This is a genomic window from Agrobacterium sp. YIC 4121 (assembly GCF_002008205.1).
Classification (GTDB): domain Bacteria; phylum Pseudomonadota; class Alphaproteobacteria; order Rhizobiales; family Rhizobiaceae; genus Agrobacterium; species Agrobacterium leguminum.
This window is the reverse complement of record NZ_MRDI01000003.1, coordinates 39427-62440: the sequence shown is the minus strand read 5'-3', so window position 1 is coordinate 62440 and position 23014 is coordinate 39427. Positions and strand designations below refer to the sequence as shown.

Annotated in this window: 19 protein-coding genes; 7 read left to right on the top strand and 12 right to left on the bottom strand. The window is 60.4% G+C overall.

What is annotated here, in order from left to right; genetic code table 11:
- Nucleotides 1-175: 175 nt before the first annotated feature.
- Both BTE54_RS04480 and BTE54_RS04475 read left to right on the top strand, forming a co-directional pair.
- Complete coding sequence (locus BTE54_RS04480; protein WP_004433168.1) at nucleotides 176-607, top strand: MarR family transcriptional regulator; 432 nt, start codon at nucleotides 176-178, stop codon at nucleotides 605-607.
- Between the two features lie 123 nt (nucleotides 608-730).
- On the top strand, nucleotides 731-1120 hold the full coding sequence (locus BTE54_RS04475) for a hypothetical protein (protein WP_004433166.1): 390 nt from the start codon (nucleotides 731-733) through the stop codon (nucleotides 1118-1120).
- A 132-nt stretch (nucleotides 1121-1252) separates the two neighbouring features.
- On the opposite strand, the gene BTE54_RS04470 is transcribed toward BTE54_RS04475, so the two are convergent.
- From BTE54_RS04470 to BTE54_RS04455, 4 genes are all read right to left on the bottom strand, one after another.
- Entirely contained in the window at nucleotides 1253-1882 is a 630-nt protein-coding gene (locus BTE54_RS04470; protein WP_078051914.1) for an outer membrane protein, read from the bottom strand.
- 253 nt (nucleotides 1883-2135) lie between these two features.
- The gene (locus BTE54_RS04465; protein WP_198939071.1) at nucleotides 2136-3530 is read right to left on the bottom strand and encodes a HAMP domain-containing sensor histidine kinase; all 1395 of its coding nucleotides are present in this window, start codon (nucleotides 3528-3530) and stop codon (nucleotides 2136-2138) included.
- A gap of 35 nt (nucleotides 3531-3565) precedes the next feature.
- Nucleotides 3566-4240 carry a response regulator transcription factor gene (locus BTE54_RS04460; protein WP_078051626.1) on the bottom strand — a complete coding sequence of 225 codons (675 nt, stop codon included), beginning with the start codon at nucleotides 4238-4240 and terminating at the stop codon, nucleotides 3566-3568.
- Between the two features lie 160 nt (nucleotides 4241-4400).
- Nucleotides 4401-5042, bottom strand: a complete 642-nt coding sequence (locus tag BTE54_RS04455) for a TetR/AcrR family transcriptional regulator (protein WP_162934125.1) — start codon at nucleotides 5040-5042, stop codon at nucleotides 4401-4403.
- 141 nt (nucleotides 5043-5183) lie between these two features.
- On the opposite strand from BTE54_RS04455, the gene BTE54_RS04450 reads away from it, so the two are divergent.
- A complete protein-coding gene (locus BTE54_RS04450; protein WP_078051625.1) occupies nucleotides 5184-7220 on the top strand; it encodes an NADH:flavin oxidoreductase in 2037 nt (678 codons plus the stop codon).
- A 75-nt stretch (nucleotides 7221-7295) separates the two neighbouring features.
- Here BTE54_RS04450 and BTE54_RS04445 read toward each other — a convergent pair whose 3' ends face one another.
- The 4 genes from BTE54_RS04445 to BTE54_RS04430 all read right to left on the bottom strand — a co-directional run bounded on the left by BTE54_RS04445 (nucleotide 7296) and on the right by BTE54_RS04430 (nucleotide 12808).
- On the bottom strand, nucleotides 7296-8357 hold the full coding sequence (locus BTE54_RS04445; protein ID WP_078051624.1) for an ABC transporter ATP-binding protein: 1062 nt from the start codon (nucleotides 8355-8357) through the stop codon (nucleotides 7296-7298).
- Complete coding sequence (locus tag BTE54_RS04440; protein WP_078051623.1) at nucleotides 8354-10585, bottom strand: iron ABC transporter permease; 2232 nt, start codon at nucleotides 10583-10585, stop codon at nucleotides 8354-8356. The genes BTE54_RS04445 and BTE54_RS04440 overlap by 4 nt, the downstream gene beginning before the upstream one ends.
- Nucleotides 10586-10670: 85 nt before the next feature.
- Entirely contained in the window at nucleotides 10671-11696 is a 1026-nt protein-coding gene (locus BTE54_RS04435; RefSeq protein ID WP_003492136.1) for an ABC transporter substrate-binding protein, read from the bottom strand.
- 113 nt (nucleotides 11697-11809) lie between these two features.
- Entirely contained in the window at nucleotides 11810-12808 is a 999-nt protein-coding gene (locus BTE54_RS04430; protein ID WP_078051622.1) for an ABC transporter substrate-binding protein, read from the bottom strand.
- 239 nt (nucleotides 12809-13047) lie between these two features.
- Between BTE54_RS04430 and BTE54_RS04425 the strand changes: the two genes are divergently transcribed.
- Together BTE54_RS04425 and BTE54_RS04420 are read left to right on the top strand one after the other, a co-directional pair.
- The gene (locus tag BTE54_RS04425; protein WP_078051621.1) at nucleotides 13048-13782 is read left to right on the top strand and encodes a response regulator transcription factor; all 735 of its coding nucleotides are present in this window, start codon (nucleotides 13048-13050) and stop codon (nucleotides 13780-13782) included.
- Nucleotides 13779-15884 carry an ATP-binding protein gene (locus BTE54_RS04420; RefSeq protein ID WP_078051620.1) on the top strand — a complete coding sequence of 702 codons (2106 nt, stop codon included), beginning with the start codon at nucleotides 13779-13781 and terminating at the stop codon, nucleotides 15882-15884. The genes BTE54_RS04425 and BTE54_RS04420 overlap by 4 nt, the downstream gene beginning before the upstream one ends.
- Here BTE54_RS04420 and BTE54_RS04415 read toward each other — a convergent pair.
- Nucleotides 15881-17215: an aspartate aminotransferase family protein gene (locus tag BTE54_RS04415; RefSeq protein WP_078051619.1), complete on the bottom strand. Its 1335-nt coding sequence runs from the start codon at nucleotides 17213-17215 to the stop codon at nucleotides 15881-15883. The genes BTE54_RS04420 and BTE54_RS04415 overlap by 4 nt on opposite strands.
- Nucleotides 17216-17318: 103 nt before the next feature.
- On the opposite strand from BTE54_RS04415, the gene BTE54_RS04410 reads away from it, so the two are divergent.
- A complete protein-coding gene (locus BTE54_RS04410; protein WP_162856837.1) occupies nucleotides 17319-18167 on the top strand; it encodes a LysR family transcriptional regulator in 849 nt (282 codons plus the stop codon).
- A 63-nt stretch (nucleotides 18168-18230) separates the two neighbouring features.
- Here the strand turns inward: BTE54_RS04410 and BTE54_RS04405 are convergent, their stop codons facing one another.
- From BTE54_RS04405 to BTE54_RS04395, 3 genes are all read right to left on the bottom strand, one after another.
- Nucleotides 18231-18932 carry a L,D-transpeptidase gene (locus BTE54_RS04405; protein WP_245316563.1) on the bottom strand — a complete coding sequence of 234 codons (702 nt, stop codon included), beginning with the start codon at nucleotides 18930-18932 and terminating at the stop codon, nucleotides 18231-18233.
- An 80-nt stretch (nucleotides 18933-19012) separates the two neighbouring features.
- Nucleotides 19013-20371 carry an ATP-binding protein gene (locus BTE54_RS04400; RefSeq protein ID WP_078051617.1) on the bottom strand — a complete coding sequence of 453 codons (1359 nt, stop codon included), beginning with the start codon at nucleotides 20369-20371 and terminating at the stop codon, nucleotides 19013-19015.
- A complete protein-coding gene (locus BTE54_RS04395; protein WP_065656201.1) occupies nucleotides 20371-21030 on the bottom strand; it encodes a response regulator transcription factor in 660 nt (219 codons plus the stop codon). The genes BTE54_RS04400 and BTE54_RS04395 overlap by 1 nt, the downstream gene beginning before the upstream one ends.
- A 116-nt stretch (nucleotides 21031-21146) precedes the next feature.
- Here BTE54_RS04395 and dsbD point away from each other — a divergent pair, with 116 nt between their 5' ends.
- Complete coding sequence (gene dsbD, locus BTE54_RS04390) at nucleotides 21147-22967, top strand: protein-disulfide reductase DsbD (protein WP_078051616.1); 1821 nt, start codon at nucleotides 21147-21149, stop codon at nucleotides 22965-22967.
- The last annotated feature ends 47 nt before the right edge of the window (nucleotides 22968-23014 follow it).

Sequence of the window (23014 nt, the reverse complement as noted above, 5' to 3'; positions counted from 1 at the left end):
TTTGCGTTTGCAACGTTTGTCAATGCAAATGTTGTTTGTCATTTTTTGTGCAGGGGAGAACGCCGCATTCCCCCGTCTTAGGGGGCGAAGCTATTGAAACGGATGGATTGTGCCGGTACAGCCGATAGGCGCACATCAGCATCTGCGCAGATGGTTCTCAAACGGGGATTTGCTCGTGTCCTATCAATTCACCGATTCGGTACCCTACCTGCTCAACTGGGTGGGCGTTCGGCTTGGCGAGCGCTTTTCGGTAAGACTGGCCTCCTATGACATCACCCTGCCGATGTATCGCGTGCTGGCGACGCTGCGGCAGCAGGAGAGCAAGACGCTGACCGAGCTTTCAGACATGGTATCGGTGGAGATTTCCACGCTGTCCCGGCTTGTGGGGCTGATGGTCCGGCGTAACCTCGTCAGCCGCGAACGGCCGCTCGACAATGCGCGCATCGTGCGCATCACCCTTACCCCGAAGGGCGAGGAACTGGCCGATGAACTCATGCCCATCGCCGCCATGTTCGAAAAAACCGCAATCGAAGGCCTCGACCCGGCCGAAGTGAAACTCTTCAAAAGCATCCTGCGCCATATCGGCCGCAACATTGCCGGCCTCTGATAGCGGCAATTCGGGCATCGACGCTTCGGCGGCAGCCACCCGCCTCGCCCGGCGTTTCCCGTGCAATGTACTTGCAATAACCGGTTTCTATCCCTGCGAACGTCACCGCAGAAAGGAACTTCCATGTCCAACAGATCGTCCCTTGCAGTCCCGGCAGCAATCTTCCTTATCGCCGGCGCATCGATACTGCTTACGGCCTGCGCCTCAACTGTCATGAAAAGCTATATCGGCGCGCCCATCACCAGCGTGATGCTGGACTATGGGCCACCGGACAATATCTATAGTCTGGGTCCCGGCCAGCAGGCCTATCAATGGCGGAAAAACAAGACGCAGGCTGTCGCCGGATCGTCGAGTGGCGAGGTGCGGACAACACGGCGTGGCGAACGTTACGAAGTGTCCGAAACGCCGGCCTATATCGAGCGCATCGACTGCTTCTATACCTTCTACACCCGCAACTCCGGGAGCGAATGGTATGTTACGAGCTTCCGGCAACCTTCGCTCGAATGCGAATGACCGATCCGGGATTCAAATTTTGGCCCGGTTCCGCATGTGCCGCGCCCCGCCCTTTTTCACCGCCGCTTCCAGACCGAAAGCGGCGGCGTTCTTTTGAAAATTCTCCCTGGAATCTGTCATGGGAAGGGCCGATCAGAAGCGATAATTCAGGCCGGCCTTGATGACATGATCGCTGACATCGGTTTTCGATTTGCCGCTGGCGGTCGTCGTGGCCACATTTCCAGTGCTCACATAATTATATTCGAACTTCGCCGACAGGCCGCCGCCGAAACTCTGTTCGACGCCTGCGCCGACCAGATAGCCCTGTTTCCAGCCATCGGGACCTGTCACGCCGTTTCCGTCCCTGAACTTTGTCGTGGTCAGGCCGGCGGTGCCGTAAACCAGCGTCTGGTCGAGCGCCACGCCGGCCTTCGCCTTGGCCGCGCCCCGGAAACGCTCCCGCAAACGACCGTTCGGCACACGCGCCTCATTCCCGAGATAGGAACCTTCGAGTTCCGCACCGACCACGCCGGAACCGAACTGGAAGTTATAACCGGCCTGAACACCGCCCGTCAGGCCGCGGCCGCTGGCCAATGGGTTGAATTTCGGGGAAGCGACGCCACCATGCGCACCCACATAGGCCCCGCCCCAGGAGAAGGCCGGCGGACTGCCGTAATCGAAGGATTGCTGCGTATTGTAGTTGGTAAGATCGGCGGAATAGGCATTGCCTGCAACCGTGACGGCGATGGCCACGGCGACAAGCGATTTCTTGACGATCGACATGAATGACTCCAGACGAAACCGATGCGCCATCTTCTGGCGCAGCCAAGTTTCAGTTCGCGTTGAAGAACCGGAAACCGGCTCCCGTTAGTCTGCTACGCCAGCCGACATGACGTGCGGATGCGTTCAGCAGATAAGGGAATTTTCCCCGCGAGAATTGCGCCTGCATTGCATGGAATGAATTTTATTAGAAATTATTTAGTAATTTAAATAAGTTAGATCTATTTTCTTAACCGAATCGCAAGAAATTTCATTATCAGAGAGCGGTCGCAGGGCCTTTCGAAACTATAGATCGAATTTCGAGCCGGACACAAAAGCCCGGATTGAGATCGACAAACAGAACACGGCCGCAATGAAGCTCCGCCGCCTTCTGGACCAGATTTAACCCAAGGCCTGCTCCGGGCGAGTTCGTATTGATGCGGTGAAACGGCTCGAATACCTGCGCGCGCTCCGGGAGAGGTATGCCCGGCCCTTCATCGCAGACCTCGATGGCCCCCGCCGGATCGACCCGGATCGTAATTGCGCCCTTGCCGCCAGCATGGTCTATCGCGTTGCGCACAAGATTGACGACCGCCATCTCGATAATCGACGTCTGCACCGTGAAGACGACTTCGCCCTCACCGGGCTCGAAATCGAACTCGTAACCGGCATCCATCGCAATCGGGGCGAGATCGGTCGCGATGCGCTCGACAAGCCTATTGAGATCGCGCGGCTCCGCCGGCAGTTTCACCGCACCCACCGCCTGCATTTCCAGTAGTTGATGCGCAACGCGGGTCAAGCGGTCGATATCGGCCCTGATCTGCCGGCTCAGCGCGTCATCGGGCAAGAGGTCGGCTCTGGTGCGCACGATTGCGATCGGCGTCCGCAGTTCATGCGCCGCATCGGCGAGAAAGCGGTTGCGGCGATTATACCCGTCATCGAGCCTCGACAGCGCAACGTTGAAGGCATCCACCAGCGGGATGATTTCAAGGGGAACTTTCGAACGGTCGATACGCTCGGAACGGTTCTCGAAATCGATGGACTGCGCCTGTTTGACGGTTTCCATCAGCCCGCTCAGGGAACGGCCCACCGCCCGCGGGGTCACGAGCAATGTCGCAATGCCCGTCAGGATCAGCATGGGCACGACGGCGATGAGAATGATGAAGCCCAGCGCCGGCAACACGGTCAGCCAGCGGATGGCGCCCTCGGCATCCTTTTCCAGATCCAGCTGAACATTGATCCAGATGCTAAGCCCGTCATTGGGAATTCCTTCCTCCGTTCCGGCAATGAACTGAAGCCGCCCGGCGGCTGTGTCGCGGTTTTCAACGGTGGCACGGAGCGTTCCCGCCGCCTCCAGACGCGCACGGTCAAAACTTCGGGGAAATACCGCCGACAGGGCAGGCCCCGGGACAGCGCCATATTGCAATACGATGTCATCGGCGTCGCGCACCACAAACCAGAGTTTCGGATAGCGCCGTTTCAACTCCGCCAGTTCCGGCGTCGCCGACAGTTGCGGCCTGCCCTGTCCGTCCTTCGTCACGCTCTCCGCGACGATGCGGGCAGCCTCTTCATTCGCACCTTCGAGCCGTGGATCGATGATCCATATCCAGCCGATGAGAAGGATGACAAAAAGAACGAGCAGGAACGCCTGCAATGCGAAAAGACGCTTCATCAGCCCCCATCGCAGGGATCGATTGCGCTCCTGTCTCATGTCTTCAACCGGATGAGATAACCGATATTCCGCACGGCCCTTATCTCCACGGTGGCTTCAGCCTGCGCCAGCTTCTTCCTGATACGGGAAATATGCGCATCGAGAGCGTTGGACTCGATCTCGTCATCGAGCGTATAGACCGCCTCGATCAGGTTCGACCGCGTAACGATGCGGTTCGGACGCCGCATCAGCGCCTCCAGCACCAGATATTCCCGACGCCGCAACTCGATGATGGAGCCGGCAATGCTGACTTCATTGCTGCGCGGATCGATGCTCAGATTTCCGAAATGCGCATATTTGTCGGAAAGAGAAGGGCCGCGTCTATGGAGAGCCCTGAGGCGGGCGAGCAGCTCCTCAATTGCAAAGGGCTTGGCAAGATAATCATCCGCTCCGGCATCGAGCCCGTCGACACGGTGATCGACACTTCCAAGCGCTGTCAGAACAAGGATCGGCACGGAATGCCTGCTCCGCCGAAGCGAAGCCACCAGGTTCAGCCCCTCGCCATCGGGAAGGCGGCGATCCAGAACCAGAACATCGTAAGACCCGTCCCGCGCAAGGGCGTCAGCATCGCTGATGGTGCGGACATGATCGGCAAGCACATCGCGCCGGCGCAGGGCTTCGAGAAGCGCGCGCGCCATTTCGGGTTCATCCTCAAGAAGCAAGATTCGCAACGACTTCCCCCGGAAACGGATCCTTGCCATCCCCACCACTGGTCGAGAAATGTTGCAGCTACATTGCAGGAGGGCGGGCAGACAATTCGACTTCTACCACCTTGCAGCAGATAATCCGACGGCATTGCGTGCGTTTTACGATGACCTCACTCTGGAAATGTCACGGTTGCGCCGTTGCAGGCCTGTACCCGTGTCTCGCATAAAATCGGTCAAGCTCACGCTGCTGCGGCATCTCACCGGTATAGATGGCGATATAGTCCGGAATCCTCTGCATCCGCACCGCCACATCTTCCTCGGACTGCATGGAAATGTAGCCGATCTGCACCAGATAGGTGGTCCGGGCACGCACATCCGCCGTGTTTTCATTGTGGCCGAACCGCACGAACATACGTGCAAGCGCCGTCATTCTCATCTCGTCGGCCTTGCGAACCTCCGCAAGAATCTCGTCGGACTGAAGGGCCCAGCTTCGAACGGCGAATTCAAATCTGCTGTCGAAAAGCGCGGGATCCAGCCAGCAGTCGAAAACATTCAGCATGGCTTCGGCCAGCGTCTCGGCATAGGCTTCGGATTGCCGGACGATGCTTCCGGTATTTTTTTCCCGCCAGCGGGCGAGAAGCGCGGCCAGCAATTCCTCCCGGTCCTTGAAGAACCAGTAGAAGCTCGTGCGCGACAGATTTAGCTTTTTCGCCAAAGGCAGGATTTTGACGGAATCCACGCCCGATTCCAGCAAAGCCTGATAGGCGGCCTCAAGCCACCCCTCCTGCGATCCACGCCAGCCGGTGTCGTTCAATGTCGCGTCCATGACGCGTTCGTAGCAAATCGGTCTCTTCGCGACAAGCGGGATGTACACCCATGTCAAAAGGAAAGACAATTGTGTTTTGTAAATTGACACAAGTGTACATTCCCGCTTAGCCTTGAGACAGAAACCCTTTTGGAGCAGGCTATGTCGAGCGATCCCCTTCTTCAGCCCTACCAGCTAAAACACCTCACACTGCGCAACCGCATCATCGTCACCTCGCACGAACCCGCCTATCCCGAGGACGGCATGCCGACGGGGCGTTACCGCGCCTACACGGTGGAGCGGGCGAAGGGCGGCGTTGCGCTCACAATGACGGCCGGCTCCGCCGCTGTCTCCAGGGACAGCCCGCCCGTCTTCAACAACCTGCTCGCCTACAAGGATGAAATCGTCCCGTGGATCCGGGAAATGACCGACGCCGTGCATGAACAGGGTGCGGCGATCATGATCCAGCTCACGCATCTCGGCCGCCGCACCCGCTGGGACAAGGGCGACTGGCTGCCGATCCTTGCGCCGTCCCATCACCGCGAAGCGGCGCATCGGGCTTTTCCCAAGAAGGTCGAGGACTGGGATATCGAGCGTATCATCAAGGACTTCGCCGACGCCGCCGAACGCATGAAGGCGGGCGGAATGGACGGGGTGGAGCTGGAAGCCTATGGCCATCTGATCGACCAGTTCGTCTCGCCACTGACCAATGAACTAGACGGCCCCTATGGCGGCCCGCTTGAAAACCGCATGCGTTTCTGTCTCGACGTTTTCAGGGCGATGCGCGAACGCGTGGGCGACGATTTCATTCTCGGCGTCCGCTACACCGCCGACGAATGTCTTGAGGGCGGCACCGGGAAGGCAGAAGGCATCGAAATCGCCAGACGCCTGAAGGACAGCGGCCTGATTGATTATCTCAATGTCATCAGGGGCCATATCGACACCGACCCGGGCCTGACCGACGTCATCCCCATTCAGGGCATGGCCAATGCGCCGCATCTCGATTTCGCCGGTGAAATCCGCGCCGCGACGAGTTTCCCGACATTCCACGCCGCCAAGATCCCCGATGTCGCCACCGCGCGCCACGCCATCGCCGCCGGCAAGGTGGACATGGTGGGCATGACCCGCGCCCACATGACCGATCCGCATATCGTGCGCAAGATCATGGAAAAACGCGAGGAAGATATTCGCCCCTGCGTGGGCGCCAATTATTGTCTCGACCGCATCTATCAGGGCGGTCTCGCCTTCTGCATTCACAATGCGGCAACGGGCCGTGAGGAAACCATGCCGCACGAGATACCCAAAGCGGCGGAACGCCGGAAGGTGGTGATCGTCGGCGCCGGACCGGCCGGGCTCGAGGCCGCGCGCGTCTGTGCCGAACGCGGCCATGAGGTCGTCGTGTTCGAGGCCGCCAACAATCCCGGCGGCCAGATCCGGCTGACGGCGCAAAGCGAACGCCGCCGGGAGATGATCAGCATCATCGACTGGCGCATGAGCCAGTGCGAGAGACTGGGCGTTACCTTTCACTTCAACAACTGGGCCGAAGCGGACACAGTTCTTTCGGAGAACCCTGACGTGGTCATCATCGCCACGGGCGGCTTGCCGCATACCGATGTACTTTCCAGCGGCAACGATCTCGTCGTCTCGGCATGGGATATCATTTCAGGAGACGTCAAGCCGGGAACGAATGTACTGGTTTTCGACGATGCCGGCGATCATGCCGGTCTGCAAGCCGCCGAATTCCTCGCAAAAGCCGGGGCGAAAGTGGAGATCATGACGCCCGACCGCGCCTTCGCCCCGGAAGTCATGGCCATGAACCTCGTTCCCTATATGCGCTCGCTGCAAAAACGCGATGTGACTTTCACCGTTACCTACCGGCTGGAAGCGGTGGAAAGAAACGGCAACCAGCTCATTGCCCATGTCGGCAGCGATTATGGCGGCGTGACGAAATCGAGAACCGTCGATCAGATCGTCGTCAACCACGGCACCATCCCGCTGGACGACCTTTATTTCGAACTCAAACCCGGTTCGAAAAACCTCGGGGAAATCTCCTACGACGCCCTGCTTGCAGGAGCGGCCCAAGCGGTCGAGCGCAACCCGGAAGGCGCCTACCGGCTCTTCCGGATCGGCGATGCGGTCGCCGCACGCAATACCCATGCGGCGATCTACGATGCGCTTCGTCTGGCGAAGGATATTTGAGGCTGGCGTTCCCGACACACAGAGGCAGAACAAATCTGCCTCTGTCGCGATGTAATCCTGAGTGCAGGAGCGGCTTCAAGCCTGAATCAAGGCAATGCCCCGGTTCTTGAACCCCAACGTCACATCGCTCGCCGCCGGCAGGCTGGTCTCCACGGCATGGTCGACGATGAAAAGCGTACCGATATCGGTTTCCACCTCATATTCAACGTGACCGCCGAGATAGGCGCTGTGCAGCACCCTTCCGGCAAGCCCCTGCGCACCCGGTTGTCCGATGGAAATCGAGCCGGGGCGGACCGCAAGCTCTGCGGGACCCGGCCGGGCGTTGCGGGCCGCGACCCGATGATCGATCCCCCCGACGCGGATCAGCGCATCGGCGCCCTCAACGCCAATGACCTCGCAACCGACGACATTCGCCTCACCCATGAAATCGGCGATGAAGGCGGAGGCCGGGGCCTCGTAAAGATCGCGTGGCGCACCCGACTGGGCGATCTCGCCATCCTTCATTACGATGATCCGGTCGGAAACGGCCAGCGCCTCATCCTGATCATGCGTCACGTAAACCGCGGTGAAACCGAGCCGCTGCTGCAATTCGCGGATTTCGGTGCGGACCCGGCGGCGGAGGCGGGCATCGAGGTTGGAAAGCGGCTCGTCCAGCAGCAGCACCTGCGGCTCGAGCACCAGAGCGCGGGCAACCGCGACGCGCTGCTGCTGGCCGCCGGAAAGTTCGGCAGGCAGGCGGTGGCCCATGCCGGCAAGGCCGACGAGCTTCAACCCCTCTTCCGCCCTTTCCCGCGCCTCCGCCTTGCGCAGCCCGGAGGATTGCAGGCCATAGGCGACATTGTCGAGCGCCGTCATATGCGGGAAAAGCGCATAGGACTGGAAGACCATCGAGACATCGCGCTCATTGGCGGGCAGCATGGTCACATCCTTGTCGCCGATGAGGATGCGGCCGGAGGTCGGATGTTCAAGACCCGCCAGCATGCGCAGCGTCGTCGTCTTGCCGCAGCCGGAGGGACCGAGCAGGGTGACCAGCGTGCCGGGCTCGATGGTGAGCGACAGGTCGGGAATGGCGGTGAAGGCGCCGAAGGTCTTGCGGACATTCTGAAAGGTAACGGAGCCGGGTTTGACGGAAATCATGCGGTTTTCTCCTGAGCGAGAGGAACGGAGGAAGCGGATGGCAGGCCGGCGACGCGGTTTTCGCGCCGCAGGCGACGCTCGCCGACAATGAGCTGGAAGCCTGTGATGACGGTGATCATCACCACGATCAGCATGGAGGAATAGGCAATCGCCACCCCATATTCGCCGTTCTCGACAAGGCCGACGATATAGGAGGTCGCCATGTTGTATTCGGCGCTGACGAGGAAGATGACAGCGCTGATGGAGGTGATGGCGCGCACGAAGGAATAGACCAGTGCGGCCGTGATTGCGGGCCTCAAGAGCGGCAGGATGACCTTGCGGATGGTGCGGAAACTATTGGCCCGCAACGTCAGCGAGGCCTCGTCGAGGCTCTTGTCCAGCTGGCTCATCGCCGCAATGCCGCCACGCACGCCGACCGGCATGTTGCGGAACACGAAGCAGGCGATCAGGATCAGCGCCGAGCCGGTCATTTCCACCGGCGGCAGGTTGAAGGCCATGATGTAGCTGACGCCGATGACCGTGCCGGGAATGGCAAAGCTCATCATCAGCGCGAATTCGAACAGGTTCCGCCCGGCGAATTTCTGCCGCACGATGATATAGGCGGTCAAAAGACCGACGGCAGCGGTCAGCGGCGCGGAAACCAGTGCGATCTTCATGGTCGTCCAGAACGAATTCCAGGCGACGCCCGTCCAGGCAATCGAGCCATTGGAGAAGCTGACGGAAAAGGCGCGGACGTAGTGGTCGAGCGTCAGGGAATTGTCGAGACCCCATGTCTTCACGAAACCGCCCACAAGGATCATGCCATAAACAACGATGGTGAAGACCATCCACGGCACCACGACGGCGTGAACGCCGATGGACAGGCCGCGCGGCAGCGCGATATGCGCGCCGCTGTCACCCTTGCCTGTCACCGTCGCAAAATTCTTGCCGGCCAGCCAGAAGCGTTGGGCAAGGAAGGCCGAAAGCGTGAAGCACAGGAGGATGATCGCAAGCACCGCAGCGCGGGAGGGATCATTCTGCGAGCCGACGACGGCAAAGAAGATTTCCGTCGACAGCACGCCATGGGTGCCGCCAAGCACCAGCGGATTGCCGAAATCCGCCATGCTCTCGATGAAGCCGATCAGAAAGGCATTGGCGAGACCGGGTTTCATCAGCGGCAGCGACACCCGCCAGAAGGTGCGCCAGCGGTCGGCGCGCAGCGTCTGCGAGGCTTCTTCCATCGACGGGCTGACGCCTTCAACCACGCCGATCAGCACCAGAAACGAGATGGGCGTGAAGGAAAGGACCTGCGCGATCCAGATGCCGGTCATGCCGTAAAGCCAGCGACCCGGCTCAATGCCAAAGAGATAGGAAAGCCATTCGGTGACGACACCGGCGCGACCGAAAAGCAGTGTCAGGGCAAGGCCGATGACGAAAGGCGGTGTGATGATCGGCAGAACGGTGAGAAGCCGCAGGCCCTTCTTGAAGGGAAAGCGCGTGCGGGTGGCGATCAGCGCAAAGCCGAGACCGAGCACGGTCGAACCGAAGGCGGTCATCAGCGCCAGAAACAGCGTCCGCCAGGCAACGCCACAACGCTCTTCGCCCACCACGCAGCCAAGGCTCCAGATGCCGGGATCCTGAATATTGCGGATGAAACCATCGGCATTGAAGGAACCATCGAAATCCTGAACGGAGGCGACCAGCATGCTGCCGATCGGATAAAAGACAAAAACCGTGACGAGGAAAACCAGAACGGAAATGGCACCGACGACGAAGGCGTCGCCTTTCATGACGCCGCGCTCGGCGAGACCTAAGGCGAAAAGCAGCACGAAGACGAACGACACTACGACGGCACCGGCACCCATGGAAGGTTGGCCATCGGCAAGCATGCCGAAGAGGTTTTCGCTCACCGTCCAGCTCCAGCCGCTAAAGCCGATGGCCAGCCCCTGCAAGGCGAGGAAAACGAGCCCGGCAGCGCCGATAATGGCAAGCAGCCTGCCGCGCCGCATCGGATCGCCTACAGGCCGGACAAGGCATGCGGCGAGGAAAAAGACAACGACGCCGACCAGCCATGGTTTTCCATAGGACAATATTTGCAGCACACCGGGCGCATTGCTGGCGGAAGAGAAAAATCCGGAAAGCCAGCGGAAGCTGAAAAAGCCGCCTTCGATGCGATACCAGGGAAGAAGAATGAGGGCAAAAGCCCCGAGCGCCAGGACGATGTCCAGCCTGCGATTGCCACGTGTCATGGCCGACCTCGCTTATTTCATGCCGATGAAAGAGTGGCGGACACCCCGGCTAAAAAAGCCGGGATGCCTGTCGCCGGAGTTAAGATCAGTTGGCGACCGCACCAACTTCGCGGTCCCAGCGCTCCAGAAGCGCCTTGCGCTTGGCCGGGTCGCCATAGGTCTTGAAGTCGTAGTCTATGAGCTTGATGTCTTCGAACTTCGGCGCTTCCTTCGGCACTTCCGCCGTCTTGTTGGAGGGCAGCTGGAAGGACTTGGCATCCTTCATGCGCGACTGCACCTCCGGCGTCAGCGCCCAGTCGTACCAGGTCTTCGCGTTGTCGAGGTTGCGGGCGCCCTTGATTATCGACATGGAGCCGATCTCGTAACCCGTCCCTTCGCAGGGCGCGATGGACTTGACCGGGAAGCCTTCCGCCGTCTGCGCCACCGCATCATGCATGAAGACGATGCCGAGCGCCGTTTCGCCGCGCGCCGCCGCCTTGACCGGTGCCGAGCCGGATTTGGTATATTGCGAAATATTGGCGTTGAGCTTCTTCAGATAATCAATCGCCTGATCTTCGCCCATGATCTGCACCAGCGAGGCAAGCGCTGTATAGGCGGTGCCGGACGAATTCGGATTGGCGATCTGGATTTCGCCCTTCAGTTCCGGCGCCAGCAGGTCGGCCCAGCACTTCGGCTCCTTGTAACCCTTGGACTTGAAGATTTCGGTGTTGTAGCCCCAGCCCAGCGCGCCGGCATAAACGCCGACAGTCCTGTAGCCGGTGCTTTCCGCCTGCTTCACGGCCCAGTCCTGCAACTGGTCCAGCATCGGCGACTTGTATTCGAGCGTCAGGTTCTCGGACGCCGCCTGCATGTGCGGATCGCCGGTGCCGGCCCACCAGATGTCGGTCTTCGGGTTGCGGGCTTCCGCGCGCACCTTGGCATAGGTCTCGCCCGAAGACAGGCGCACCATATTGACCTTGATGTCGTGTGACTTTTCAAAATCGCCCTTCATCTGTTCGCAGATGACGACATCGGCCGAGCAGATCAGGTTCAGTTCGCCCGCCGCCTGCGCGGAAACGGCGCTCAATGCCGTACCGGCAAAAAGCAGGGTGGAGAGTATCGTCAGTCGCATGGTTATCCTCCTGTAGCTTGCGTCTGAATTCTCGGGCCGCGCGCAGACATGGCGCTGCCGGTCGCGGCGCCTGCGGCGCGCGCGCTGTCTTTTTCGGGATGGTGGTTTTGGCCCTACTGGGTCTGGCTCGGGTGGATTTCGCTGTCGAAGCGGCTCAATAACCGACTTCGCTCTTCCGGCTGTCCGAAGGTGGCAAAATCGTAATCCACCATCTTGATCATCGATATGTCAGGTGCGGTCAGCGGCAATGTCGCCCGGGCGTTGGAAGGCACCTGGTTCTGGCCGGCCGCGGCCCCGGTCGCCTGCCCTTCCGGGCTCAGCGCAAATTCCACGAAATCCTGCGCAATTGCCGTATTGCGGTTGCCCTTGACGATGCTGACAGCCCCGATCTCGTAACCGGTGCCCTCGCAGGGGGCGACGATCACCAGCGGAAACCCTTCGGTCTTCTGCGTCACTGCATCATGCATGAAGGAAATTCCGATCAGGACCTCGCCCCGCGCCGCCGCCTTCACCGGTGCAGCACCAACCTTGGTATAGCCCACGACGTTCTGGTTGAGCTTCGCCATGAACCCGAAAGCTTCCTCTTCGCCAAAAAGCTGGACGAGAGTGGCCAGCATGGTGAAGGCCGTGCCTGAATAGTTCGGATTGCCGGTCAGGATATGGCCGCGATAGACATCCTTCGCCAGATCCTTCCAGCAGGTCGGCGCCGGCAGATTGTTCTTCGCAAGCAGTTCCGAATTATAGGCAAAGCCCAGCGCGCCGGCATAAATTCCCGCAGACCGCGATCCCGACATCACCGAGAAATTCTGCGCCCACGGCAGCAAATCCTGCTGGTGGACAGGCCGGTATTCATCCAGCAACCCTTCAGACCCCGCCTGCAAATGAGTATCGCCAGTACCGCCCCACCAGACATCGACAGTGGGATGGGATCGTTCGGCACGAATCTGATCGAGAATTTCGCCGGTGCTCTTGCGCACCATCGAAATCTCGAGACCGGCCCTGGCTTCGAAAGCCCGCTGCATGGTCACGCACCAGGCCTCGTCGACGCCGCAAAGGACGTTCAACTTCGGCTCGGCCATGCCATGCCCTGCGCCGCACAGCCATAGGGCCATGCTCGCCGCAAGTGCGGTCAATGCTTTCAATTAAGCCTCCCCGCCCGGAACCTCCCCGTTCCAGTCTCCACCTACAGCATGTCACATCCTGTCGGCACCGCAATCGAAGAATGGTTACCAATCTTTCACCGCACCGCCGAACAAGATTACAGATATTACAATTATGACAGGGGCGATAACCAGCGAGCCTTTGAAGATCGCCGCCGCCATGCCTATGATGATGGCGGGAGGAAAGTGCAGTGCTTAATCAGAAGGTTCGCATTCTGATCGTCGAGGACGATCCGGATATGGCCGAGCTCATCTCGGACCTCATCGAGGCGGAGGGCTGGCTGCCCACCTGCGCGCGCTCCGCCGAGGAGGCTGACGAGATATTGGCGAGGGACAGGATGCAGCTTGTGCTGGTCGATCACAATCTGCCGGGCACGTCCGGACGCACCTTCGCCCAGCGGCTGCGCAGCCAGATCGACATCGGCATCGTCATGGTCACCGCCGCCGGCAGCGCCGCCGACCGGGTTCTCGGTCTGGAAACAGCCGCCGACGATTATGTGGTCAAACCCTTCGAACCCATCGAACTCACGGCCCGGATCAAGGCCGTACTGCGCCGGACGATCCCTTCGCTGAAACAGGAGAAGGACAGCGATCATGGGCGCGGGGCGCTTCGCCTCGGCGACTGGGCAATCGATCTCGATGCACGCCGCGCCGTTTGCCTGAGCGATCACAGCCGCACACTGACCACCGCCGAATTCGCGCTTCTGGAAATACTGGCGGAAACACCCAACCAGCCCGTCAGCCGCTCCCAGATTCTCGACAGGCTGGGTTCGGAGAGCGACCGTTATATCGACAGAAATGTCGACGTGCTGGTGCTGCGGCTCAGGCGCAAGATTGAGATCAACCCCGACCTGCCGCGTCACATCAAGACGCGGCGCGGCAAGGGTTATGTTCTGCACACCGATGACGGCGAGCTTTCCCCGTGATCAGCCGCTCCTTCCTGTCCTCCATCGCCTTTCGCCTGCCCTTTGCGATTGTCTTTACCTGCCTCCTCGTCTTCAGCCTTTCCGCCATCGCCATTTATGGCCTGCAGCGCGCCCGCGATGAAATGGCGGCCTATGGGTTGCAGGCTTTTTCCAGTCTCGCCAAGGCGTCGCTGGTCTCGCGGCAGGTCTCCGATCTGGTCTCCAGCGCACCGTTCCTGATGAACGCCGCCTCGCCCTACCGCGTTTCCAGCGAAAGCCGCTCGGTGGTCCAGCAGGTCGATATCTTGCTTGAAATGACAGGACCGGACAGCGGCGAACGGATCACCCGTGGCTTTGCCAGCGAACGCATCGTCGAACTCCTCCAGATCATCCGGGAACAGACGCTCGATCTTGCGAAGGATGCCGATGCGGCACAGGGTCACAAGGCGGAAGCGGCAGCGGCGCTCGGCGAAATCGCCACCGGTCAGGGCATCCTCGATCCGGAACTGCGCCGGCGAATGAACGGCATCGTACAGGCCGCATCCGCATCCGACAGCCTCTTCCAGCTTGGCGAACTGCGCCGCCGTTACGTGGCGGAAACAACGGCGCGCCAGCAGGGCTATCCCGGCGAGCGCCTGCCCGTGGCCGAGCTGCAGCCCTATGAGCGGGTCTTCGAAGCCCAGAGCCGTTACCTTCTGGAAATGTTCGCGATCCGCGCCTCGGTCTCCCGCCTTCACACCGTCTCGCGGGATCTTTCCCATGTGACCGAAACCCAGGGCGATGCGGTTGCGCGCAGCCTGAACGAAGACCTGATTTCGACCTCCGATGCTCTCAACCGGCTGCTGATCATTGTCGCCGTCGCCTCGCTTCTGGTTCTCATCGTGGCGATCTTCTCGATCCGCTCGGTAATGCGTGTCTCGCGCGGGATCGTGACGCTCTCCAATGGCATGAATGCCCTCGCCAAGGGAGATAAGGATGTCGGCCCGCCCTCCTATACCGGCCCCGAGACGGAGTTGATCCGGCTGCTCGATGCGTTTCGCGCCTTCCATGACAGCGTCGACCGCGTCTCGCGCCTCAGGCGTACGGCCGAAGCGGCGGCCCGCACCATCCGCTCGACCTTCCGAACCATGAATGAGGGAATTGCACTCTTCGATCCGGCCGGCCGGCCCATCACCATGAACCGTCGCATCATCGAACTCGTCGGACGCTCCGGCTCATCGCGAAAACTGCCGCTTCGGAGATTTGTCGAACCGATCCCGGAAATCGACCCGGCTCTGCTGCCCTTCGACGCAGAACCGGGGGAATTGCTCGACCGCGCAGTCCTTCGCCATCGCACCGACGATCAGCGGGTGATCGAAGTATCGATGTCACGCCAGCCGGATGGCGGCATCGTGCTGCTCGCCCGCGATGTGACCGCTCTCGATCGTCAGGAAGCGGAAGCCGTCAAAGCCCAGAGGCTTGATGGCATCATGCGCATGACCCATCAGGTCAGCCATGAGGTGGGCAACATGATCGGCATCATCACCGGCAGTCTTGGACTTCTGGAGCGGGAAGCCGGTTTCAACGATCGCCAGAAGCGGCACATCGCCCGCATCCGCAAGGCGGCAGACCGCGGCCGGTCTCTGGCCAGCAGCATGCTCACCATCGGCAGCCAGCAGCCGATTCATCCAAGCGTCATCAATGTCGCAAGCCTGCTGCGCGGCATGGCCGATATTCTCGAAATCGCCGTCGGCCCCAAATGCCGGATCGCGCTCGATATCGAGGGCGATCTTCCTTCGATACCGCTGGACCCGGCCCTTTTTGAACAATCCATTCTCAATCTCTGCCTGAACGCCGCAGCCGCCATGCCCGATGGCGGCCTGATTTCAATCGAGGCCGCCTCCGGCAAAGATACGCTGGTGATCGCCGTCACCGACGAGGGCATCGGCATGACGCCGGAGGCCGTGGACAAGGCCTTCGAGCCCTATTTCACCACGCGGGGCGACCATGGCGGTGCAGGTCTCGGCCTCGCGATGGTCTACGGCTTCGTGCGCCAGAGCGGCGGCGAAGCGCATATCAGTTCCAGACCCGGCGAAGGCGCAAGGGTGGAACTGACTTTTCCGGCAAATGCCGGTCACACCTAGCGGGCAAGCTGTGCGGATTCGATCGAATCCGCCAGTATCTCCAGCCCAAGGTCGATCTCCGAATCCGATACCGTCAGCGCCGGCGCAATGCGGAAGACACCGCCCATGCCGGGCAGCTTGACGATGTTCATGCTGAGGCCACGCAACATCGCCTCCTGCATGATGCGCGCACCAAGTTCGAAGCCCGGGGCTTTCGTATGCCGGTCGGCGACGACTTCAAATCCGAGCAAAAGCCCGCGCCCGCGCACATCTCCAACGCATTCGAACCGCTGCTGCAGCGAGAGCAGCCCCTCCTTCAAACGGTTCCCGCGGGCAATCGCCTGTTCCACCAGACCATCACGCGCCACCACATCGAGAACCGTCACGCCGACAGCCGCCGGCAGCGGATCGGAAACATGGGTCGTATAGAACAGGAAACCCCTCTCGAAGGCCTTCTGTTCGACGTCTGCGCTCGTCATCACCGCCGCAAGCGGCAGGCCGGCGCCGAGCGTCTTCGACAGCGTCATGATATCGGGCGTCACACCGTCCCGCTGGAAGGCGAACATATGCCCGGTCCGGCCAACACCGGTCTGGGCTTCATCGAGAATGAGCAGCATGCCGCGCTCCTCGCACTTTTTCTTTAGCGCAGCGAGATAACCGGCCGGCAGTTCGAGGATACCGCCGCTCGACAGGATCGGCTCGGCAATGAAGGCGGCAAGATTGCCGGTCGACTGGCGATCTATCAGTTCGAAAGCATCGTCGAGTTCCGCCTGCCAGTCATTCGATCCATCGGGATTCTTGAAACGCGGACGATAGGCATTCGGCGCGGGAATGACGAGTGAACCCGCCGTGGCCGGGCCATACCCCCTGCGGCCGGCGCTATAGGTAGCGGAGGCCGCAGCGCCTGTCATGCCATGCCAGCTCTGTGCAAAAGCGACGATCTCATGCCCGCCGGTCACAAGCTTCGCCATGCGGATCGCCGCCTCGTTGGATTCAGCCCCGGTGGTCAGCAATTGCACGCGATCGAGACCCGGCGCGAGCGCCGCAAGCCGCGCCGCCAGGTCGACGACCGGGCGCGACAACATGCCGGAAAAGAGATGGGCGACCGATGCCATCTGCCGGTTGACGGTGGCGACGATATCAGGATGGGTATGCCCGATCAAAGCGCTCATCTGGCCGGAGGTGAAATCGAGAATGGCGCGCCCATCCGCATCATAAACGAAACTTCCCTCAGCCCGTTCGACGATGATCTCCTCGAAGGCCGGTCCGTAGCGGGTCAGATGTTTATTGGCGGCCTCCCAGAAAGCCGGTTCGTCATTGAGCGAGGCGAAGTTCTTCGCGAGATTGTCCATGGCACATTCCCCAAGAGTTTATCTTGCGGAAACATAACAACCCATTGCCACCTCAGTCCAATTGATAGTATTTTACTCCGATATCGATAATTTTGATATCGCCATGCTCGACCTTACGCTGCTGAAGAACTTTATCATTGTCGCTCGCGCCGGCTCCATCAGCGTCGCCGCAGCGCAGATCGGACGCACCCAATCCGCGCTCAGCACCCAGATGCAGCGGCTGGAAGAGCTGGTCGGCCATACCCTGCTGCAGCGAACGGGTTCTGGAGTGCGCGTAACTGCGGCGGGCGAGAGACTGCTTGCCCATGCCAGCGCCCTGCTTGCCCGGCATGATGAAATCCTTGCCGATATGGGTGAGGCGACTCTGCAGGGAACCGTGAGCCTTGGCTGCCCTGAAGATTATTCCATCGCCTTCCTGCCGGAACTGCTGAGAGGCTTCTTCGGCACCTACCCGAAAGTCGATCTGCGCATGGTCTGTGCGCCCACGACGGAACTGCGCCCCCTCCTGCAACGCCGCCAGATCGACATGGCGCTGGTTTCGCAATCCGATCCGGATCACCGCGACGTGCTCCGCAGGGAAAGCTTCGTCTGGGTGGCGGACAGGCCGGAGCCGGATCTCCTCGCCAAGGATGTGCTGCCGCTGGCGCTCTCCGCGCCCGTGACGCTGGATCACCGCGCGGCGTGCGACGCCATGGAAGCCGCCAATCGCCGCTACCGCGTCGCCTTCGCCAGCAACAGCCTTTCCGGCCTCATCGCAATCGCGCGCTCCGGCCACGCCATCAGCGTGCTGACAAGGACAGCCGTTCCAGCCGACCTTCATATCGTCAAAAGCGGGCTACCCCCCCTGCCGACGATCGGCATTGCCATCGAGTTTGCCGATACGCAGACATCGTCGGCAGCCAGGGCGCTGGGCGATCACATCCGCACCGTTCTTCCCGGTCTCAGCCTGTAGCGTCAGGTTAATCCGGGCTTCGGAATCCTCTGGAACTTCGCCAGGCTATCAAGCGGCTCCACCCTATCCTTGTACAACGATCCGGGCACCGGGCTTTACCCGGTTGTAGAGGTCGATGATATCCTGATTCAGAAGACGAATGCAGCCGGCCGATACAGCCTTGCCGATTGAGCCTGGATCATTCGTGCCGTGAACACGATAATATGTATCCCTGCCATCCTTATGCATATACAGCGCTCGGGCACCCATCGGGTTCGACGGGCCGCCATCGACTCCGTCCTTGTTCGGGCCGTAATGCGCGGGGTTCCTTGCGACCATCTCAGGTGTTGGGATCCACCGGGGCCAGGCAGCTTTTCTCGCAATAATCGCGTCGCCACCATCGAAGGCGCGCGCGACAGGGCCGACACCCACGGCATATCGGATCGCCTTACCGCCGGGTTGAATCAGATAAAGGAAACGTGCTCGTTGATCGACGATGATCGTACCGGGCTTTTCGTCCGTGGCATAGCTTACGACCTGCCTCACGAAGGCAGGATTCATTTTTCCGGTATTAACGCCGGCAATATGAAAACCGGCATCGGTCTTTTCGCCATACATAAGCACCGGGTCGGTTCCGATTGGGGCTGCCTCCCGATCTTCGACACGCTCATTGGAAGGGCGCGGCGCAGCGCCGGGAATACGGTCGGCATTGCTTGCGCAAGCGGTGAGGAAGATTGTCAACGCGACGGCCATCGGCCTGCGAAGAGAAACAATTGGACGAATCATGGGAGCCTGCTGGAATTGGTTGGAGCCTATAAAACGTGGCTGAAGCTCCAACCTTAAGGCTGCCTTAAACGCTAGTCCCGTCACTCCTGCGACAGAGTGAGCGCCACGACGAAACCGGAATCAGCCTGACGAAAATCAAGCTCTCCGCCGAGCTTTCGCATCGCCATGTCGACAATCGCCAGGCCAAGGCCGCTGCCTTCGCCATGGGCCAAATGTCCTCGCTTGAACCGCTCCCTGACAGTCGCCTGATCTTCCGGGTTTATGCCCTGCCCTTGATCCGTCACGTCGATTTCGACCTTGGGACCGTTCCTCAGTGCACAAATCTCGACGCTTGAGCCCTCCGGCGAATACTGAATCGCATTCTCGATGACATTGCGCAGCGCCAGACGCAGGAGATTGACGTTTCTCAAGGTCACCATTTCATCCGATTGCAGGCGAAGCTTCACGGAGATGCCACGCCTGCTGCTCTGGGCTTCAAGATCGGACCGAATGTCCTCCATTATCCCTGCGAGCCGCACCGTCTCGATCCCGTCGCCGCGATCCGCCGAATCGACGAGCGCCAGGTCGATAAGCTGGCGGACAAGACGCCCGGTCCGGTCAACGCTCGTCGAAATATGCGCCAGCGCCTTGTCTCGAACATCATCCTCCTTACTCCGCAGCGCCACCTGAGCCTGGGTCTTCAATCCGGCAAGCGGGGTCTTCAACTCGTGGGCGGCATAGGCGATAAACGTCTTCTCACGCTCACGGGCTGCCTCCACCCGCAGGAAGAGGGAGTTCAGCGATCTGAGCAATGGCTTGATTTCACTGGGCGTGTCCCTGTTTTCGATGGCGTGCAGTTCATCCGCAGACCTCAACCCCAGTGACATGGCGATCCTGTTGAGCGGTCCCAGCCCCTGTCCAACACTCAGCCAGATCAGCACCGCAAGGATCGGCAAAATGGCAACGGCCGGAACGAGCTGCCCCTTGACCACATCGGCAACCAGCCTGTCGCGTATCTCCAGACTATCGCCCACAAGAACACGGGCATTGAGGTTCGGATTCACAACCGCAAAGACACGCCATCGGACACCATCGACGATGGTTTCGCTAAACCCGTCGCGATTGTCTGTGAGCGATTCTCGCGGCGCGCTTTCCGACCGGCTGACGAGGTGCCCCTGAAGCGACCATATCTGGCAGGAGAGCTGCCGTCGGTAGTCCTCCTGGAGATCGAACGGCGAAGCGGCGTCGGTGGCTTTCGTGTCGTCCACGGCGGCAGCCACATCGATATGGTGATCGGTAAGGAGCGAGCTGACCATGCGGGCGGCTTCCATCAGTCGCGCGTCCAGCACCCGCTCGACCTGATGCTGCACGCTGAAATAGGTCCACATGACGGCAAGCAGCCAGAGGGCTCCCGTCGTCGCCAGCAGGATCGCAAAAAGCCGCAACCGGATCGAACGCATCAGGGCATCCCCAATCTGTAGCCAACCCCGCGCACCGTTTCGATGGCGGCACTTCCAAGTTTGGCGCGCAGCTTATGCACATGCACCTCGATCGTATTGCTCTCCACATCCTCCTGCCAGCCGTAGAGACGCTCTTCCAGTGCCTGTTTGGAGTGAATTGCCTGCGGACTTTCCATCAGCGCATGAAGGATCGAGAACTCGCGGCGCGACAGGATTACGGTCGACCCATCCCGAAGAACCTGCATCGAAGCGGGATCCAGCGTCAGCCCTCGCAGGCTGATCTGCGCACTCGCCCGCCCGGCCGCACGGCGCATGATCGCCCGCAGACGGGCGGCAACCTCATCCAGATCGAAAGGTTTGCCAAGATAATCGTCGGCGCCCGCATCCAAACCATCGATGCGGTCTCCAACCTCATCCTTGGCCGTCAGGAGCAGGACGGGGATCCGGTTTCCACTGCGACGCAAGCCGTTCAGGACATCCAGCCCGGAACCGTCCGGCAGCATTCGATCAAGAACGACCGCATCGAAATTATCCGTCGCCAGCGCCTCCGACGCATCGGCGGCCGTTGTCACGCCGTCCGCGACGAAGCCGCTCAGCTTCAAACCTTCCCGTAACCCGTCGAGCAGGATCGGATCATCTTCGACAATGAGAATTCGCAATCACGCCTCCGCAAGCGGTCCATCCAATCTTGCCATGCGCGCACCAGCTTAAGCCTGCCTTAAGCTCCCGGCGAGATCAGTCCCGGCATGGAAGAATACATGAAAGGATATGCCGGATGCGCATATTGGCGTTCACATTTGTGATCCTGGCGCTTTTCAGGGTCGTCTCCCCGGCGTCCGCGATGGAAACACCACTTGCCATGGACCAGGCGTTCAAGGCAACGGTCGAGCGAGGAAACGACGGCCGCGCCATCATTCGCTGGGCGATCAATGACGGCTATTATCTCTACCGTGACTATCTGAGCGCAGAAGACGAGGACGGCCGCAAACTGGAAATCCAGTCCCTCCCCGGCGAGATGAAAGAGGACCCCAGTTTCGGCTTTACCGAGATTTTCTACAAGACTGCAACGGCATCGGTCGCCGAAGCGCCGGCAAAATTCCGCCTTACCTATCAGGGTTGCCAGGACAGGGGGCTCTGCTATCCGCCGACCACCAAAACGGTCGATATGGCAAGCCTGACCGTGGGCGCTGAAGGTGTGTTTTCCCAAAACAGCTTCGCCAAAGCCGCACAGGCTTCGGCCGGCGTCTCCATGGACGCCACACAGGAAGGATTTTCACTGGCGGAGGATAGCGCGCAGATGGCGGTCGATCTGCTGCTGGCGGATGGCGGATTGATCCTGCTTCTTGCCGGATTTCTCGGTTTCGGATTGCTGCTCGCCTTCACGCCATGCGTTTTCCCGATGTATCCGATAGTTGCGGCCATGCTCGCCCGGGAAGGGGAAAAACTGACCGCGCGGCGCGGCTTCCTATTGTCCCTGTCTTATGCGCTTGCGCTTGCATTCGCCTTTGGGCTGATGGGAATGGCCGCCGCATGGTCAGGGCAAAACCTGCAGGTCGCATTGCAATCGACCTATGCCGTAGCTGCGATATCCATCCTGTTCGCCGTCCTCGCGCTCGCAAATTTCGGCCTTTTCCACATTCAGCTTCCGGCCGTGATCTCTGCCCGGTTTGCGAAATCGCCGCAGGGTGCTAGCACGATTCCCGGCGCGATGCTGCTCGGCTTCTCCTCGGCATTGCTCATCGGACCTTGTGTCACGGCTCCCCTGGCGGGTGCGCTTCTCTACATTGCCCGCACCGGCGATATCGTCATCGGCGCCGCCGCACTATTCGCCCTTGGACTGGGCAAGGGAATTCCCCTCGTCATCATGGCGACCGCAAGCGGCAAGGCGCTGCCGAAAGCAGGGTTGTGGATGGAAAAAGTGCGCCAGATTTTCGGCTTCATGTTTCTGGCCACCGCGCTTTGGCTGGCAACGCCGCTCATGCCGGAACGGCTGACATTGCTCGGATGGGCAATACTTGCCCTTTCCTTCGGCGTTTTTGCCTTCGGTGCAGGGACCGGCGATCCGAAGTCCGGTGTGAGCGTGCTTTCCCGCACGACGGGTCTCGCATCCATCATCTGGGCAATTCTGATCTTCATCGGTCTCGGCATCGGTGCAACGGATCCGCTCTCTCCCCTGAAGCCGCTGAGTTCCGCCAGCGGCTCCGGATCGCTCGCGTCGATAAAGAAAAGCGACTTCGAGAAGGTTTCCTCCATCGCAAGCCTGGAAGCCCGGCTCGACAGCTCGCCGCCACAGGAACCGACACTCCTTTATGTCACAGCCGACTGGTGCGTGACCTGCCGCACGATCGAACGCTCACTTTTAACCGCACCCGATGTGGTTGAAGCGTTGAAGGGAGTAAACCTCGTCAGCCTGGACCTGACAAAACTGGACGCAAAAAAACAGGCGTTGCTTTCGACATTGAAAGTAGTCGGCCCGCCCACGATGGTTTTTCTCGATAGCAACCGAAACGAGCCGGAAGCAACGCGGCTGGTCGGCGAATTCTCGGCCGCAGATCTGGCAGCATCCGCTCGCAGGGCGCAGGGATCGCCTCCGTGAACGAGGTCGCGATCAATCCTGCCGCATTACCGGTATCCAATAATCCA